Annotated in this window: 15 protein-coding genes and 2 pseudogenes; 10 read left to right on the forward strand and 7 right to left on the reverse strand. The window is 71.9% G+C overall.

Annotation, left to right across the window (positions count from 1 at the left end):
- Positions 1-3 precede the first annotated feature (3 nt).
- Positions 4-546 carry a TetR/AcrR family transcriptional regulator gene (locus tag ACWDN5_RS31005; RefSeq protein ID WP_449678771.1) on the forward strand — a complete coding sequence of 181 codons (543 nt, stop codon included), beginning with the start codon at positions 4-6 and terminating at the stop codon, positions 544-546.
- 24 nt (positions 547-570) lie between these two features.
- On the opposite strand, the gene ACWDN5_RS31010 is transcribed toward ACWDN5_RS31005, so the two are convergent.
- The 7 genes and pseudogenes from ACWDN5_RS31010 to ACWDN5_RS31040 all read right to left on the reverse strand — a co-directional run bounded on the left by ACWDN5_RS31010 (position 571) and on the right by ACWDN5_RS31040 (position 8,829).
- Positions 571-924, reverse strand: a complete 354-nt coding sequence (locus ACWDN5_RS31010) for a tetratricopeptide repeat protein (RefSeq protein WP_449678772.1) — start codon at positions 922-924, stop codon at positions 571-573.
- Positions 925-1,179: 255 nt separating this feature from the next.
- Positions 1,180-1,311: pseudogene (locus ACWDN5_RS31015) on the reverse strand (tetratricopeptide repeat protein); the annotation flags it as partial.
- Between the two features lie 74 nt (positions 1,312-1,385).
- Positions 1,386-3,611: pseudogene (locus tag ACWDN5_RS31020) on the reverse strand (tetratricopeptide repeat protein); the annotation flags it as partial.
- 239 nt (positions 3,612-3,850) lie between these two features.
- Complete coding sequence (locus ACWDN5_RS31025) at positions 3,851-4,636, reverse strand: ABC transporter permease (RefSeq protein ID WP_310975815.1); 786 nt, start codon at positions 4,634-4,636, stop codon at positions 3,851-3,853.
- Positions 4,633-5,547 carry an ATP-binding cassette domain-containing protein gene (locus ACWDN5_RS31030; RefSeq protein WP_449678773.1) on the reverse strand — a complete coding sequence of 305 codons (915 nt, stop codon included), beginning with the start codon at positions 5,545-5,547 and terminating at the stop codon, positions 4,633-4,635. The genes ACWDN5_RS31025 and ACWDN5_RS31030 overlap by 4 nt, the downstream gene beginning before the upstream one ends.
- Positions 5,548-5,617: 70 nt before the next feature.
- Complete coding sequence (hrpB, locus tag ACWDN5_RS31035; protein WP_449678774.1) at positions 5,618-8,002, reverse strand: ATP-dependent helicase HrpB; 2,385 nt, start codon at positions 8,000-8,002, stop codon at positions 5,618-5,620.
- Positions 7,999-8,829 carry a glutamate ABC transporter substrate-binding protein gene (locus ACWDN5_RS31040; protein ID WP_310975818.1) on the reverse strand — a complete coding sequence of 277 codons (831 nt, stop codon included), beginning with the start codon at positions 8,827-8,829 and terminating at the stop codon, positions 7,999-8,001. Before ACWDN5_RS31040 ends, hrpB begins: the two co-directional genes overlap by 4 nt.
- A 76-nt stretch (positions 8,830-8,905) precedes the next feature.
- On the opposite strand from ACWDN5_RS31040, the gene ACWDN5_RS31045 reads away from it, so the two are divergent.
- The 9 genes from ACWDN5_RS31045 to ACWDN5_RS31085 all read left to right on the forward strand — a co-directional run.
- Entirely contained in the window at positions 8,906-9,412 is a 507-nt protein-coding gene (locus tag ACWDN5_RS31045) for a MauE/DoxX family redox-associated membrane protein (RefSeq protein ID WP_310976044.1), read from the forward strand.
- Between the two features lie 66 nt (positions 9,413-9,478).
- Positions 9,479-10,225: a DsbA family protein gene (locus ACWDN5_RS31050; protein WP_310976045.1), complete on the forward strand. Its 747-nt coding sequence runs from the start codon at positions 9,479-9,481 to the stop codon at positions 10,223-10,225.
- Between the two features lie 110 nt (positions 10,226-10,335).
- Positions 10,336-10,665, forward strand: a complete 330-nt coding sequence (locus ACWDN5_RS31055; RefSeq protein WP_310975819.1) for a hypothetical protein — start codon at positions 10,336-10,338, stop codon at positions 10,663-10,665.
- Entirely contained in the window at positions 10,662-11,774 is a 1,113-nt protein-coding gene (locus ACWDN5_RS31060) for a C40 family peptidase (protein WP_449678775.1), read from the forward strand. Before ACWDN5_RS31055 ends, ACWDN5_RS31060 begins: the two co-directional genes overlap by 4 nt.
- A complete protein-coding gene (locus ACWDN5_RS31065; protein WP_449678776.1) occupies positions 11,774-12,163 on the forward strand; it encodes a YbaB/EbfC family DNA-binding protein in 390 nt (129 codons plus the stop codon). The genes ACWDN5_RS31060 and ACWDN5_RS31065 overlap by 1 nt, the downstream gene beginning before the upstream one ends.
- Positions 12,160-12,660, forward strand: a complete 501-nt coding sequence (locus ACWDN5_RS31070) for a YbaB/EbfC family nucleoid-associated protein (RefSeq protein WP_449678777.1) — start codon at positions 12,160-12,162, stop codon at positions 12,658-12,660. Before ACWDN5_RS31065 ends, ACWDN5_RS31070 begins: the two co-directional genes overlap by 4 nt.
- Before the next feature lie 40 nt (positions 12,661-12,700).
- Positions 12,701-13,474 carry a tyrosine-protein phosphatase gene (locus ACWDN5_RS31075; protein WP_449678778.1) on the forward strand — a complete coding sequence of 258 codons (774 nt, stop codon included), beginning with the start codon at positions 12,701-12,703 and terminating at the stop codon, positions 13,472-13,474.
- 121 nt (positions 13,475-13,595) lie between these two features.
- A complete protein-coding gene (locus ACWDN5_RS31080; protein WP_449678779.1) occupies positions 13,596-15,422 on the forward strand; it encodes a glycoside hydrolase family 3 protein in 1,827 nt (608 codons plus the stop codon).
- Between the two features lie 28 nt (positions 15,423-15,450).
- Positions 15,451-16,586, forward strand: a 1,136-nt coding sequence (locus ACWDN5_RS31085) for a ThuA domain-containing protein (protein WP_449678780.1), incomplete at its 3' end; no start/stop codon positions are given.

Raw genomic sequence — 16,586 nt, forward strand, 5'->3', positions numbered from 1 at the left:
TGCGTGGAACGGGTTGACGTGATCGCCGACGCGGCGATCTCCGTGATCGCGGCGGAGGGCATGCGCGGGCTGACCCATCGGGCGGTGGATCGCGAGGCGGGGCTGCCGGTCGGGTCGACGTCGTACTACGCGCGCACGCGGGCGGCACTGCTGGAGCTGACGATCGCGCGGATCGTGGTGCTGGACCAGGCGCCGCCGCGGTCTTCGGGCTCGTTGGCGGAGTTCGTGGCGGGTTACGCGTTCGACGCGATCACTTCGGGACGGACGCGGATGCTGGCGCGGTACGAGTTCGCGCTGGAGGCCACGCGGCGGCCGGAACTGCGCGCGGTGTACGACGAGGGCGGGTTGCAGATCCGGCGCCAAGCGGCGGCCGCTCTGGAGGCGGCCGGGTCGCCGGCCCCCGAGCGGCACGCGAGGATCGTGGTGGACTGGATGGAGGGGACGATCTTCGGCGCGCTGGCGGGGACGGGCTCGCTGGCGCCGCCCGGCCTGGCCGAACTGGAAGCGAGCGCCCGGGAGATCCTCGCGGGAATCGGCGTGGAGTGACCTCGTGGCCGCGAGCCGGACGGATCACCCGGCTTCTCGTCCGGCCAGGTAAGTGCGGGTGGCGAGGGTGCGGGGATGGTCCGGTCCCAGCACCCGCACCTGGTCGGCGAGCAGTCCTTCGAGCTCCTCCGCGGCCCCGTCGGGATCGCCGGAGAGCACCCGCCAAGCGGCGAGATTGGTGCGGACGCTGTGGGTCTGCGGGTGGTCCCGGCCGAGAACCCGCAGGTGGTCGCGGAGAACTTGCTCCAGCTCTTCGACCGCGTCGGCGGGTTCGCCCGCTCGGCCCCGCAGATCGGCCAGGTTGATCCGGGTGATCAACGTGCGGGGGTGATCCGGGCCCAGCACCCGCAGCTGGTCGGCCAAGAGCTCCTGGGCCACTTCGGCAAGGTCGGCCGTGTCACCGGCGTCTCTGCGCATGGCCACGAGATTGCTGCGGGTGAGGAGGATCTGGGGGTGGTCCGGACCGAGCACCCGCAGCTGGTCGGCGAGTAGCTCCTCCAGGGCCCCGACGGCGCCGGTGAAGTCGTGTCCTTGCGCACGGCAGAACGCGATGTTGCCGCGGGTGACGAGGGTGAGGGGGTGGTCCGGACCGAGGAGCCGCACCTGGTCGGCGAGGAGCTCCTCGTAGGCCTGGGCGGCGGCCGCGAAGTCCCCGCTTTCCCCGCGCCAGTGGGCGAGGTTGCTCCGGGTGCTGAGCGTGTGGGGATGCGAGGGGCCCACCACGCGCAGGTGGTCGGCGAGCAGCTCCTCGAGCGCCTCGACAGCGGCGGCGGGATCGCCGGCGGCCCCTCGCCGGCCGGCGAGCTCGGCGCGGGTGCTGAGGGTGTGGGATGGTCCGGACCGAGGATCCGCAAGCGATCGGCCAGCAGCTCCTCGAGCGCTTCGACGGCGCCGGCGGGGTCACCGGCTTCGCCGCGCCACCGGGCGAGGCTGTTGCGGACGGTCAGTGTGCGCGGGTCGTCCGGCCCCAGCACGCGGCGATAGTCGGGCAGCAGTTCCTCGAGCATCCGGGCCGCACCGGCCGGGTCGCCGGCCTCACCCCGCCAGTAGGCGAGGTTGTTGCGGGTGATGAGGGTGGTCTCGTCGTCCGGGCCGAGGAGGCGCAGCTGGAGGTCGAGCAACTCGCCGAGCGCTTCGGCCGCGCCGGCCGGATCGCCGGCTTCTCCGCGCCGGGCGGCGAGGTTGGCTCTGGTGGTCAGGGTGTCGGGGTGGACCGGGCCGCAGAGCCGCAGCCGATCCGCGAGCAGCTCCTCGAGCACCTGGACGGCGCCGGTGGCATCTCCCGCCTCCCCGCGCCACGTGGCGAGGTTCGCGCGGGCGATGAGGGTGTCGGAGTGATCGGCGCCGAGATAACGGAGCGCGCGGTTGTGGAGCCGGGTGGCCGCGGCGATGGCCGATTCGAGCAGACCGGCCTCGCCGAGGCTCTCCACCGCGCGGAAGTTCAGCGGGTGCCCGGCCGGGTCCCAGAGCGCTTGCTCGGCGGTCTCCTGAAGGGCGACGGTGTTGGCGTGCAGGGCCCGGCGCAGTTCGTGGTCGTCTTCGATGCCGGGCCAGACGTCGGACAGCGCGTCCGCGGCGGCCCACGCCAAGTCGTCCAGGGCCTCTTCACCGAGTGAGTCACGAACGGCGCGCTGGACGAGCGCGTGTACCCGGACGGCGCGCTGGGGCTCGGCTGGATCCAGGGACAGCAGGCTGAACCGGTGCAGGAACTCCAGCCCGGCCTCGACCTGCCCGGCCGTGACCTCGCGCCCGAGGCGGTCGGCGAGGTGGTTCGCGACCGCCTCGGTGGTGAACGCCGCGAGCGGGATGCCGGCGGGATCGAGAAGCGCGCTGAGCTCCAGGACCGGCCGGGCGACACCGGCGGGCTCCAGCCGGTCGGCGGCGTCGATCGACACCGCCCAGGTCGCAGCGACGGTCTGTTCGTGCTCGTCCGGAAGCTCCTGCTCCTTCGGGAGCACGTCGCGCAAGGTCGTCCGGCGTTCGGCCAACCGTCCGCGGTAGCCGGCCGTGTCGAGCAGGGGCTTGTTGATCAGGTACGCGGCGGCCTGCGCGAGCGCCAGCGGTAGGTGCCCGAGGTCGTCCGCCAGGGCCGTCAGCTCCGCCTTCCCGCTGTCGGTGCGCGCGCGGTCCGGGAGCTTCTCGGTCAAGTAGCCGAGCCCTTCGGACGGCGTGTACAGGCCCACTTCGACGATCTGCCGCCGGTGCCCGCGCAGCGCGGCGTCACGGCGGCGGGTGGTCGTCAGGACCTGGCCGGAGGCCGAGTGCGGCGGCCACAGACCGGTCAGGTCGTCGGGCTGCTGGAGGTCGTCCAGGACGATCAGCCACCGGCGGGCGGTTTCGGCCAGCCAGCTCAGCAGCCGCCGCACCGCGCGTTCCGGCGCTGCCGGGTCCGCGCCGAGCAGATCCGCGGCGACGTCGGTGTAGGCCGCGATGATCGCGTCGCGGCTGCGCGCCGGAATCCACAGCACCAGGTCGACCGCGCCCGTGTCCCACGCGGTGTGGGCGTGGTCGGCGGCGACCTGGGTCTTGCCCACCCCGCCCAGCCCGGTGAGGACGCTCGTCGAGCCGGCGCCCGCCAGCTGCCCGGCGACGTCCCGGTGCCGGAACGCGTCGGCCCGGACCGGCACCGCGCCGAACAGCCGCCGCTCCTGCCGCGGGTCCGGTGTCCGGGGCCGCGGGGTGTTCTCCAGGAACTCCGTCAAGGTGTGGTGGTGGCCGCGAAGCCGCTTGAGCGTGGCTTCGAGGGACAGGTCGACCCCGTTGGCGCGCCCGACGGCGACGCAAGCCTTCGCGTACGCGGCGACCCGCTCCCACGGAGGGGCTTTCTTGAACTTGCCGGCCAACAGGTCCGAGAGAGAAGTCCTGGTCAGCGCGTTCTCGTAGTCCTGAACGCAGGCCAGCAGCTGCTTCTGCGACGGATTTCCGGCCGCTGCGAGCAGCTCGGCCAGTTTGGCGGCGAACCACTTCTGCGGACCCGTCTCTGCGTCCACCGGCCCTCCTGTTCCGGAACCGTCCGGATCCCGGACCCCGGAAATCCCGCCCACCAGCTCGGCAGCGTGGCCCATCCGGATCGCACCCGGATCGACCCTACCGAACGGCGCCGTCCCCCATCGTGGTCGACAGCACGCCGGTCACCACCACGAGGAGGAAAGTCATGCGCCGGTACCAGCCCCGCCCGTTGGTCCGCACGGTGCTCACCGGGATCGTCTCCGGAATCGTCCGCACCCTGCTCGACGTGCTCGTCCGCCACCTGGGCGGCTGACGAGGCCGGGTCCGGCCGAGGAGACTCGGCCGGCCCCGGACGTCAGGCGTCCCGGCGGCGCAGCACCGCCGTACCCGCCAGCAGCGCCACGGCGGCCCATGCCGCGCAGATCAGGAGACCCACCCAAGGCGCATACGGTGCCACCGTCATCGTGATCGGGTTCGGCTGTCCCGCCTCCACCATGGCGTTCACGCCCGCGATGCCCGGGAAGTACGGCATCGCCTCCGGCAGGCCCAGCGAGGCCACGATCAGCGGCAGCGGAACCAGCAGCACGATCACCGACACCAACGTCCCGGCCGCGCTGCGCAGCGCCCACGCCAATCCCGTGCACAGCAAGCCGAGCAGGGCGAAATAGCCGCCCATGCCCGTCGCTGTCGTGAAGCCCGCTTCGAGGGACGTCGGCAGGCCGTGGCCGTCCATCACCACGCGGGCCAGCACCATTCCCGCGCACGACAGCAGCACTCCGTACGCGAACAGCACCGGCAGGACCACCGCCGCCTTGGCCAGGGCCACGCGGGGCCGGACCGGGGTCCACAGCAGCGTCGAACGGATTCCGCCGCCCGCGTACTCGCTCGTCACGAACAGCGTCGCCAAGGCGATCACCGCGAACTGGGCCAGGTAGAAACCTCCGCCCAGGGCGATCGTGTGGGCGCCCTGGGGCTGGTCGCCGATGCGCTGGGCGATGGCCGACACCGTGCTGTAGAACAGCATCAGCGCCGTTCCGCCCACCAGGCACCACCAGGTCGCGCGGACCGACCAGAACTTCGTCCACTCCGCCGCCACCGCGCCCGGCAGGCCGCCTCCTCGCACTTCCACTGCCGCCGTCATGCCGAAACCCCGTATTCCACCGAAGAAGCCGTCAGTTCCATGTACGCCTGCTCGAGCGACGCCGTCCGCTCGGCGAGGCCGTGCACCCGGATCCCGAGCTCGTGCACCAGGTCGCCGACGCGGGCGACGGCGATGCCGTCCACCACCAGTTCGCCCGGCTCGCCCGGGTGCGTCAGCCCGCCTTCGGCGCGCAACCGCGCGTCGAGCGAAGCGCGCTCGGCGTCGGCCGGGACGAGGACCGAGACCGTCGTGCGGGAATTGCCCGCGATGAACTCCGCCACCGGGGCGTCGGCCAGCAGCTTGCCCTTGCCGATCACCACCAGGTGGTCGGCGGTCAGCTGCATCTCGCTCATCAGGTGGCTGGAGACGAACACCGTCCGCCCCTCGGCCGCCAGGGAGCGCATCAGCTGGCGGACCCAGCGGACGCCGTCCGGGTCGAGGCCGTTGACCGGCTCGTCGAACAGCAGCACTCCGGGGTCGCCGAGCAGCGCGCCCGCGATGCCCAGCCGCTGGCCCATGCCGAGCGAGAACTGACCGGCGCGCTTGCCGGCGACGTCGGACAGCCCGACCGTCGCCAGCACTTCTTCGACGCGGCTCGCCGCGATGCCGTTGCTGCGGGCCATGGCCAGCAGGTGCTTGCCGGCGCTGCGGCCGGGGTGCAGGGCCTTGGCGTCGAGCAGCGCGCCGACCTCGCGCAGCGGGTGCCGCAGTTCCGCGTACCGCTTCCCGCCGACCAGGGCTTCGCCCGCCTGCGGGTGGTCGAGCCCGACCGTCATCCGCATGGTCGTCGACTTCCCGGCGCCGTTGGGGCCGAGGAAGCCGGTCACCTGGCCCGGTCGGACGTCGCAGGTGAGCGCGTCGACGACGGTTTTCTCCCCGTAGCGCTTCGTGAGTCCCCTGAGTGTGATCATGCGTCGAAGTCTGCGGCCCGCGGGGGTGCGCGGGCATCGGACGACGGTCGCGGGCCGCCCCCGACTTTCGTCAGGTGCGGCGGCGGGTGTGCCGGGTCGGGACGGCGCCGGCCGGGTCCTCCGGCCAGGGGTGCTTCGGGTAGCGGCCGCGCAGGTCGGCGCGGACGGCCGGGTAGCCGGACGTCCAGAACGACGCGAGGTCGGCGGTGATCGCGGCCGGGCGGCCGGCGGGGGAGAGCAGGTGCAGCACCACCGGGACGCCGGCGATCACCGGGGTTTCGGTCCAGCCGAACGTCTCCTGGAGCTTGACGGCCAGCACGGGCCGGTCACCGCGGTAGTCGACGCGGATGTGCGACCCCGACGGCACTTCGAGGCGGTCCGGGGCGAGGTCGTCGAGTTTGGCCGCTTCCGGCCAGGGGAGGAGGGCCTTCAGGGCGGTACCGGCGTTGATGTTCGCCAGGTCGGCTTTCCGGCGGGCCGTGCCGAGGTCCAGCCAGCTGTCCACATCGGACAGCAGGGCGGTGTCGTCGACCGGTGGCCACGGCGGGCCGAGGACACGGTGCAGGAAGGCCAGCCGCTCGCGGAGGCGGGTCGCGTCCTGGCTCCACCTGAGGAGGCCGAGCCCTTCGGCTTTCAGGCCGGCGACGAGGGCGTCGTGGACGTCGGCGTCCTTGAGCGGCTTCTCGGACAGGACGATGGCGCCGAGCTTGCGGACGCGCCGGGCCACGACATCGCCGTCCCAGGTCACTTCGTCCACTTCGGACACCTGCCCGGCGCGGACGGCGAGGGTTTCGTCGGCGGCCGCGGCGAGCCGGATGGTGCCGTGGACGCGGCCGGGATCGCGGGTGGCTTCGGCGATCGCGAGCCACTCGGCGTCGAGGCCGCTGCCGGGCGGGAGTTCGGCAGCGGTGCCGCCGGCCATGAGGTAGAAGGGCGCGCCACCCGGACGCCGCCGAGCCAGCCGCTCCGGATGCGCGAGGGCGACGACGATGGCGGGGTCGGCCCGGCCTGCCGAGGGAGCCGAAACCAAGCCCTCCAGCCGTCGCGCCTCCCGCTTCCAGCGTCGCGAACCCTCATCGCCAGCCGAGCGCAGGCGGCGCAGCTCCGCGTTGACGTCCGTCAGCGTCGCGCCCGCGTCCAGGAGCGCCACCACCTCCGCCGCGTGGCGAGCGCCCACTTCCGCCGCCCCGTCGAGCAACGCCCGCGCCAGCCGCGGGTGCAAGCCCAGCTCCGCCATCCGGCGGCCGCGCGGGGTCACCGTTCCGTCCTCGGCCGTCGCGCCCAGCGTCACCAGCAGTGCCCGGCCCGCCGCGAGCGCGCCCTCGCCCGGCGGGTCCCACCAGGCCAGCCCGCTGCCGTCCGGGGTCGACCAGCACGCCAGCTCCAAGGCCAGCCGGGCCAGCTCGGCCGTGCGGATCTCCGGCTCCGGGTACGCCGGCAGCGTCGCCTGCTCGTGCTCGGCCCAGCAGCGGTACGCCCGCCCCGGCGCCTCCCGTCCCGCGCGGCCGGACCGCTGCGCGGCCACCGCGGCCGAGACCCGCACCGTCGCCAGACCCGGCAACCCGCGCCGGTGGTCGACGCGCGGGACCCGCGCCAAGCCCGAGTCCACCACCGCGCGCACGCCCGGGACCGTCAGGCTCGACTCCGCCACCGCCGTCGCCAGCACCACCCGGCGCCGGTCGCGTGGCCGCAGGGCGTCGTCCTGCTGCGCCGCCGACAATCGGCCGTGCAGGGGTAGAACGTCCACATCGGACAAAGACAGCAAGCTCGAAGTGCGGGCGATTTCCCCGGCTCCGGGCAGGAAGGCGAGCACATCGCCCTCGCCCGAGGACAACGCCGTCCGGACAGCGCGGGCGACACAGGCCTCGATCCGCTCACCGCGGGCCGGCGGGACGTAGGAGAACTCCACCGGGTACGTCCGGGCCGTGGCCTCGACCACCGGGGCGTCGCCGAGCAACGCGGCCAGCCGCCCGGAGGCGACCGTCGCCGACGTCGCCAGCAGGCGCAGGTCCTCCCGCAGCCCCGCGCGGACGTCCAGGAGCAGCGCCAGCAGCAGGTCCGCGTCCAGGTGCCGCTCGTGGCACTCGTCGAGCAGCACCGTCGACACCCCGGGCAGCTCCGGGTCACCCTGCACCCGCCGGACCAGCAGCCCCGACGTCACGACCTCGATGCGGGTCCGCGCCGACACCTTCCGGTCGCCGCGCACCGCGTAACCCACCGTCTCACCGACCGGCTCACCCAGCAGCGCCGCCATCCGCGCCGCCGCCGCGCGGGCCGCCAGCCGGCGCGGCTCGGCGACCACGACCCGGCCCTCGCTCGCCGCGGCCAGAGCCAGCGGGACCAGCGTCGTCTTGCCCGTGCCGGGCGGCGCCACGAGCACCGCGGCACCACGGGCGTCCAGCGCGGCGACGACGTCGGGCAGCACGGACCGGACCGGCAGGTCGGGCAGCTTCACTTCGACGTGACCTCGGGGGGCGGGGGCAGCTGGTAGCCGGACGGGCCGATGTTCGCGTTGAGCGAGCGCAGCCATTCGCCCGAGGAGATCATCTTCCGGATCGCGTCGTCGACCGCGGACACCCCCTGGGTGTCGTCCTTGCGCAGGCCGATGCCGTAGTTCTCCTTCGAGAACGGCTTCCCGACGATCTTCAGCAGCTCCGGGTCGCGGGCGACGTACCCGGCGAGGATCACCGCGTCCGTGGTCACCGCGTCGATCTGCCCGGCGAGCAGCGCGGTCACGCAGTCGGAGTACCGCGGGTACTCGACCAGCTGGACGGCCTGGGCGTACTTGTCCTTCACCTGCTGCGCCGGCGTCGACCCGGTCACCGAGCACAGCCGGCGGCCGTTGAGCGCCTCGGGCCCGGCGATGTCGGCCGACGTCCGGCGCACCAGCAGGTCCTGGCCGGTGGTGAAGTACGGGCCGGCGAAGGACACGACCTGCTTGCGCTTGTCGGTGATCGAGTAGCTGGCCACGACCAGGTCGACGGCGCCGGAGGTGAGGTCGGTCTCCCGCGTCGCCGACGTCGTCTCGCGCCACGTGATGTCCTTCGCGGGGACACCGAGCTCACTCGCGACGAAAGTTGCGACATCGACGTCGAACCCGACGAACCGGCCGTCGATGGTGTGCTCCGAAAGCCCCGGCGCGTCGAACCGGATGCCGATGGTCAGGTGATCCGTGGCACTCGCCCGGGTGACGAGCGAGTCCGTGGGCGACACCTTCGCCGGACCGCACGCCGACGCCGTGACCAGCAGCAACGCCGAGCCGAGGAGCGTGCGCCACCGCATCCGGCCGCTCCCTCCGCCTCACGTTGTTCTCAGGTCCCCCCGTTAGCCTAAGTGCGTGGTGCGACCGTCCCAACCCGTGCTGAACACCGTCGGCACGCTCGCCCGGCTCGGGCTGGCGGCCGTCTGGCTCGTTTCCGGTGCGCTCAAGCTGGCGGATCCCGGCCAGACGCTGATCGCCGTGCAGGCGTACGAGGTGCTGCCGGACGCACTCGAAGACGTGGTGGCCATCGCGCTGCCGCTCGTGGAACTCGTGCTCGGGCTCCTCCTGCTCGCGGGCCTGGCGACCCGGTGGGCCGCCGCGGCCGCGCTGGGGCTGCTCGTCGTGCTCATCGCCGGCATCGCCCAGTCGTGGGCGCGCGGGCTGAGCATCGACTGCGGGTGCTTCGGCGGCGGCGGGCAGGTGGCGGCGGGGCAGACCGAGTACCCGCAGGAGATCCTCCGCGACACGGGGTTCGCGCTGCTGGCCGGCTGGCTGGTGGTGCGGCCGCGCACGTGGCTGTCACTCGACGGGTGGCTGGCGCGAGGTCGCGGGAACTCGGGCGAGCCCGGGCACGACTACTCGGGTATCGCGGAAGGGAACTGATACACAGTGGGTGGAGCTGAACGGACCGCGCGGAAACGCCGTCAGGCGGCGCAGGCCGGTTCGAACGTGGTCGCGCAGGCCAGGGGAACGTCCGGGGACCGGCGGAAGTGGATCATCGGGATCGGGGCCGTGGTCGTCGTGGCCGCGCTGGTGATCGGCGGCGTGATCTGGACGATCGCGGACCGGAACCGGACCGAGGGCCAGATCATCGACGCGGGCAAGACGACGAACTCGCTCGCGGGCGACGTCACGCAGAAGCGCGACGGCGTGGTCGTCACCGTGGGCAAGCCGGGCGCAAAGGCCTCGATCGACGTCTACGCCGACTTCCTCTGCCCGATCTGCGGCGAGTTCGAGAAGCAGTACAAGAGCGACATCGAGCAGGCGATCAACGACGGCAAGCTGCAGGTGCGCTACCACATGGTGCCGCTGCTCAACGAGCGCTCCAGCCCGCCGGGCTACTCGCTCGACTCGGCGAACGCGGCGCTGGCCGCGGCCGACGCCGGCAAGTTCCTCCAGTTCCACGACGCGCTGTTCGCCAACCAGCCCGAAGAGGGCAAGCGCGGCTACGACAAGGCGCAGCTGATCGAGCTCGGCAAGAACGTCGGCATCACCGACCCGGCGTTCGCCCAGACGGTCAACGCCGGCACCTACGACCAGCAGCTGAACACCGCGTTCCAGCAGATCGAGAACGACCCGAAGCTGGCGCAGGACTTCGGCGGCGGGCAGTCCGGGTTCGGCACGCCGACGGTCACCGCGAACGGCTCGATCGTGTCCTGGCAGGACCCGGGCTGGCTCGCCAAGGTCACCGGCTGACTCCGGGCAATTCGCCCACTCGGGTCCGGGTGGTCGACTAGGCTGTTTCCCTGAGCAGGGGAACCGGGGGTGTCACGCGCACGTCGCACCCCCGGTGACAGGGAGGGCCAGTGGACGGTTCGGGGTTTCACGTCGATGAGGGCGCGTACACGCGGTACGCGCGCGAAGTCGACCCGCTCGGCGAAGACGTCAAAGGCGCGGCCGAAAAGCACGTAGGCCCGCACGTGACGCTTGGCGGCCACGGCTTTTCGGAGATGGGCACCGAGTCCGGCTTCTCCGGCGCCTACAGCGGCCGGATGCGCGCGCTGCAGGAGAAGCTGCACCGCGTCGGCGGCGGCTGGGGGCAGGTCGGCGAGGCCGCGCGGCAGACCGATCGCAACTACGCGGCGGTCGAAGGCGAACACGGCGATGTCCTCCGGCGGCTCGGCGGCGATTCGTGACCGAGCACACCGGCCAGCTCGTCCGGCACCACCTGGACACGACGAACCAGTTCGCGCAGAAACTGCGCCACGACCCGGCGGCCATCGGCGGCGCGCGGGACGCGCACCACGCCCTGCAGACGTCGGTGGGTCGCTCCCGCGACGTCGCGTCGGAGCAGCGCGTCAACCTGGCTTCGGCCACCTCCGGCTCGACGACCGACCGCGCCACGGCGACGTCGCAGAGCCTGGAGAAGGAGGTCCAGGACCTCCTTGACGAGAGCGCCGAGATCGAGAAGGCCGTCGCCGAGGCGGCCGAGACGCTGCACGTCGGCGAGATCAACAACGACCAGGTCCGCGACCAGATCATCAAGGAGATCGCGGCGTCGATGAAGGCGCTGGAAGCGGTCAAGACCATCCAGCCGCCGGAGAGCCGCGGCGCCGCCTCGCGCGACATCCTGATGAAGCTGCAGACGAAGATCAGCCAGCTCACCGGCCAGGCGGCGACGTTCAGCGAGCAGACGATCAACGACCTGACCGCCATCGGCACCCGCCTCGGCGGCGAAGAGCAGGCGACGTCGTCCTCTTCGGCGTCCTCGACGAAGGTCGGGTCGTCGTTCAACAGCAACAGCGGGTACTCCGGCGGATCGGACGGCGGGGGCGGCGGTGGTGGCGGGGGCGGCGGCGCCGTCCACAAGCCGCGGCTGCCGGTCGCGATCCCGCCGCAGCCCGGCAGCGGCGTCGCGATCAACCTGCCCGGCGGCAAGCAGGTGATGGCGCCGAACGAAACCGCGGCCAAGGCGGTGCGCAACGCGCTCGCGCAGCTGGGCGTGCCGTACGTCTGGGGCGGCACCGCCCGAGGTGTCGGCCTCGACTGCAGCGGGCTGACCATGACGTCCTACCAGGACGCCGGCCTGCAATTGCCGCGGACGGCGGCGCAGCAGACGGTCGGGGCCGAGGTGCCCTCGATCGACCAGCTGCTGCCCGGCGACCTCGTCGTCTGGTCCGGTCACGTGGCGATGGTGATCGGCGACGGCCAGATGATCGAGGCGGGCGACCCGGTGCAGATCAGCAAGATCCGCACCACGAACGCGGGACAGTCGTTCATCGGTTTCTACCGGCCCACGGGGTGATGGCTTTGGCTGACTTCGACGTCGAACTGGCGTCCGCGCGGATCGCCGAGCAGGCGTCCCGGGCGGGCGCCGAGGTTTCCGCGCGGCTCGAGCGCTCGGGCCCGGTGGTGGGCAAGGCCGCGTCCGGGGGCATCGAGGTCCGGGTGGCGCCGGGCGGGTTGCTGACCGGCCTGTCGATCCACCGGTCCGAGCTGCGGCAGGGGTCCGCGGTGCTGGCCGACCGGATCTTCGAGCTGGCCCAGCGCGCGACCCGGCGGGCGGGCGACCGGATGTACCACGCGCTGTCCTCGGCCGTTCCCGCGGAACAGCTGGAAACCCTGGGCTACCAGCCGATCCCGGACGACGACCCGGACGCCGAGACGTACTCGTACGGAGAGGGACAGCGGTGATCACGACCCGTCAGCTGATCGCCCAGGCCCGGGCGCGCGAAGAGGCGATGTCCCGGGTCGAGGAACTCCTGGCGTCGGCTTCCGGCACGGCGCACGACCGCGACGGGCAGGTCGAGGTGACGGTGGACGCGCGGGGGAAGCTGCTGCGGCTGTGGCTCGCGCCGTCGGCGGTCGAGCTGGGGGAGGGCCTGGGGCCGCTGGTGGTGGAGATCGCCCAGGCGGCCATGCGCGAGGCCACGCAGGACGGGTACAACAAGGTCGCCTTGCTGGTGGGCGAGGACATGACGGCCATGATCGAGCAGATGACGGGGATGCCGGCGCCGGCCCGGGCGGCGGACGACGACCCGGGGATGACGGTCGAGGAGTTCCAGCGGCTGCGGGAGGAGCGGCTGGGGTCCGCGCCCGCTGCCGCTCCCGCTTCTCCCGCTTCCGGTGTCGAGGACGAGGACGCCTACTGGGAGAGCTTCGACCCGGCTTCGCTGCGCTCGGATCGGTGAGCAGCCCCCGTTTTCCACGCTACCGGAGGGGGCCGACACTTTGAGCACTCGCAGGGTGGTTGCCTGGCCGGGTTTCCACAACACGCGGGATCTGGGTGGGCTGCCGACGACGTCCGGGCGGACGACCCGGTTCGGGGCCTTCTTCCGGGCGGCGGACCTGCGGTTCGTCACCGGGGAGGGGTGGGCGCAGGCGCGGGCCGCGGGGGTCCGCACCGTCGTCGACCTCCGGAACGCGGACGAGATCCGGCCCGCGACGGACGCCCGGACCGCGCTCGCGGGTTCGGCGCAGTTCACCCCGGACACCGCGGGGCCGGTCACCCCGGCCGGGATCGCGCGGCTCGAAGTCCCGCTCGACGACGTCGACGACCTCGCGCTCTGGCAGCACATCAACGGTGCCGGGCTCAACGGCTCCCCGCTCTACTACCCGGTTTTCCTCCGGGAGAAGGCCGGCCGCTGCGCCGCGGTCGTCAAGGCGATGGCCCACGCCGATCCCGGCGGAGTTCTGTTCCACTGCGGTATGGGCCGGGACCGGACGGGCCTGGTCACGCTCCTGCTGCTCGCGCTGGCCGACGTCGAACCGCGGGCGATCGCCGCCGACTACGCCCTGTCGGCGGAAGCTACTGCGGCGCTGGTCGCCGCGATGGGTGCCGCTGACCAGAGGTCGTTCATCCGGGCAGCCCTGGCGAAGCACGGGACCACGCTCGAAGGGGCCGTGCTGGCGACCCTCGATGGTTTCGATGCCGAGCAGTACCTGCTCCGTGCCGGTGTCACCGGGAGTGAACTCCGCGCCGTCCGTACCCGGCTGGCCGGGTAGCGCTTTCGGCCGGCGGTCCCGCTGAGCGGAAACCGAGTTCGCTGAGAGGTCTGGACCAGCTGCGTACTGCTGTGTCTTAATCCAAGGCGTGAATTTTGGTCTCTCGACGAGGAGGACCCGGATGCGCCTCGGACGCAGGCTGGGCATCGGCGCGCTGGCCGTGGGCTTGCTGCTCACCTCGGAAACGCCCGCGCTCGCCGGAAACGGCCCCGCCTACAAGGATTCCTGGCGCCCGGTCAAGGTCCGGGTGGCCGATCTGCTCTCGCGGATGTCCCTCGACGACAAGCTCGGCCAGATGATGCAGGCCGAACGGCTCGGCGTCAAAAGCCCGGCCGACGTCACCACCGGGCGGCTCGGGTCGCTGCTCTCCGGGGGCAGTTCGCAGCCGACGCCGAACACGCCCGTCACCTGGGCCGACATGTACGACGGCTTCCAGAAGGCCGCGCTCGCCACACCGCTGGGCATTCCGCTCATCTACGGCGTCGACGCCGTCCACGGCCACAACGGCCTCTACGGCGCCACCGTTTTCCCGCACAACATCGGCCTCGGGGCGACGCGCGATCCGCGGCTGGTCGAGAAGATCGGGCGCGCCACCGCCGAAGAGGTGTCCGGCACCGGGATCGACTGGGACTTCGCGCCCTGCCTGTGCGTCGCGCGCAACGACCGGTGGGGCCGGACCTACGAATCCTTCGGCGAGGTTCCGCAGCTCGCCACCGAAATGACGTCGATCATCACCGGGCTGCAGGGGAACCGGCTGGACCGGCCCGGCTCGGTCCTCGCCACCGCCAAGCACTACGTCGGCGACGGCGGCACCACCGGCGGGGTCAACGAAGGCAACACCGAGCTCAGCGAGCAGGAGCTGCGCGCGATCCACCTGCCGCCGTTCAAGGCCGCGATCCGGCGCGGGGTCGGCTCGGTGATGATCTCCTACAGCAGCTGGAACGGCGTCAAGATGCACGCCGGCTCGTACCTGGTCAACGACGTCCTCAAGAAGGAACTCGGCTTCACCGGGATCGTCGTCTCCGACTACAACGGCGTCGACAAGATCGACGGCAAGTCCGGGTTCACGCCCGAAGAGGTCGAGGCCTCGATCAACGCCGGCATCGACATGGTCATGGTGCCCTTCGAGTGGCAGAAGTTCATCGACACGCTGCGGTCGCTGGTCGAGCAGGGCCGCGTGCCGATGGCGCGGATCGACGACGCCAACCGGCGCATCCTCACCAAGAAGTTCGAGCTCGGCCTGTTCGAGCACCCGCTGACCGACCGGCGGTTCCTGGCCACCATCGGCAGCAGGCCGCACCGGGAGCTCGCGCGCCAGGCCGTGCGGGAATCGCAGGTGCTGCTGAAGAACGAGCACCACGTCCTGCCGCTTTCCCAGCGCAGCAAGATCTTCGTGGCCGGCAAGAGCGCCGACGACCTCGGCAACCAGTCCGGCGGCTGGACGGTCGGCTGGCAGGGCACCAGCGGGCCCGTCATCCCGGGCACCACCATCCTCCAGGGCATGCGGCAGAAGTCGCCGGACGTCACCTTCGCCAAGGACGGCACGGGGATCGACAACAGCTACGACGTCGCCGTCGCGGTCGTGGGGGAGACGCCGTACGCCGAAGGCAAGGGCGACCGGCCGCAGGGGATGGGCCTGGACGCGACCGACCTCGCCACGCTGCAGAAACTGAAGGACTCCGGCGTGCCGACGGTGGTCGTGCTGGTGTCCGGGCGGCCGCTCGACATCGCCGCGCAGCTGCCGGACTGGGCCGGGCTCGTCCAATCCTGGCTGCCCGGCAGCGAAGGCCAGGGCGTCGCCGACGTCCTCTTCGGCGACTACAACCCGACCGGCAAGCTGCCGGTGACCTGGATGCGCAGCGCCGACCAGCAGCCGATCAACGCCGGCGACGGCAAGCCCGCGCTGTTCCCGTTCGGCTTCGGCCTGCACTACTCGCGCCACTGGTGATCCCCGTCCCCCACCGGAAGGAACACGCATGCCCCGCCGTCCCCTGCTCAGAATTCTCGCCTTCTTCGCCGCCTGCCTAGGACTTTCGCTCGGTGCTCCGGCGGTGCACGCCGCGACGCCGTTCAAGGTGCTGGCCTTCTACAGCGGCAGCTACGACGCCGCGCACATCAGCTTCGAGAAGGAAGCCAACGTCTGGTTCCCGCAGCAGGCGGCGGCCAACGGATTCACCTACACCGCGACGACCGACTGGAACCGGCTCACGAGCCTCACCAAGTCCACCGCCGACGTCGTGCTGTTCCTCGACGACCAGCCGCAGTCGGCCGCCCAGTTCCAGGGCTTCCAGAATTACATGCGCAGCGGCGGCGGGTTCTTCGGCTTCCACGTCACCGCCTACAACGACAGCTCTACGCCGTCGTACGCGAACTGGTTCCACAACGAATTCCTCGGCACCGGCCGGTTCACGTCGAACACCTGGGGCCCGACGCCGGAGACGTTGAAGATCGAGAACCGCACGCACCCGTCGACGGCGAACCTGCCGGCGACGATCCGGTCGTCGACGTCGGAGTGGTACGCCTGGCAGAACGACCTGCGGCAGAACGGCGACATCACCATCCTGGCGTCGATGGACCAGTCCACGTTCCCGATCGGCACCGACCCGAATCAGACCTGGTACAGCGGCTACTACCCGATCGCGTGGACGAACAAGAACTACAAGATGCTGTACGCCAACTTCGGCCACAACGCGATGAACTACGAGACGAACACGGCGCTGTCGTCGACGTTCGAGAGCGCCGACCAGAACCGGTTCGTGCTGGACGGCCTGAAGTGGCTCGGCGGCGGCTCGACCGGCCCGACCGACCCGGGCACGATCGACCCGGCGGCCTGGTACGCGGTGACGAACAAGGCGTCGGGCAAGTGCATCGACGCCCGCGCGGCCGGCAGTGCGAACGGCACGGTGATCCAGCAGTACACGTGCAACGGAACGACGGCCCAGCAGTACCAGTTCGCCCCGACGAGCGGCGGTTTCGACCGGATCAACAACCGGACGAACGCCGCCCAGGTCATCGACGTGACGGACGTGTCGACGGCGGACAACGCGGGGCTGCAGCTGTGGTCCTACAGCGGCGGCGCCAACCAGCAGTGGCAGCCGGTGTCCGAGGGGAG

Source organism: Amycolatopsis sp. NPDC003731 (genome assembly GCF_053586895.1).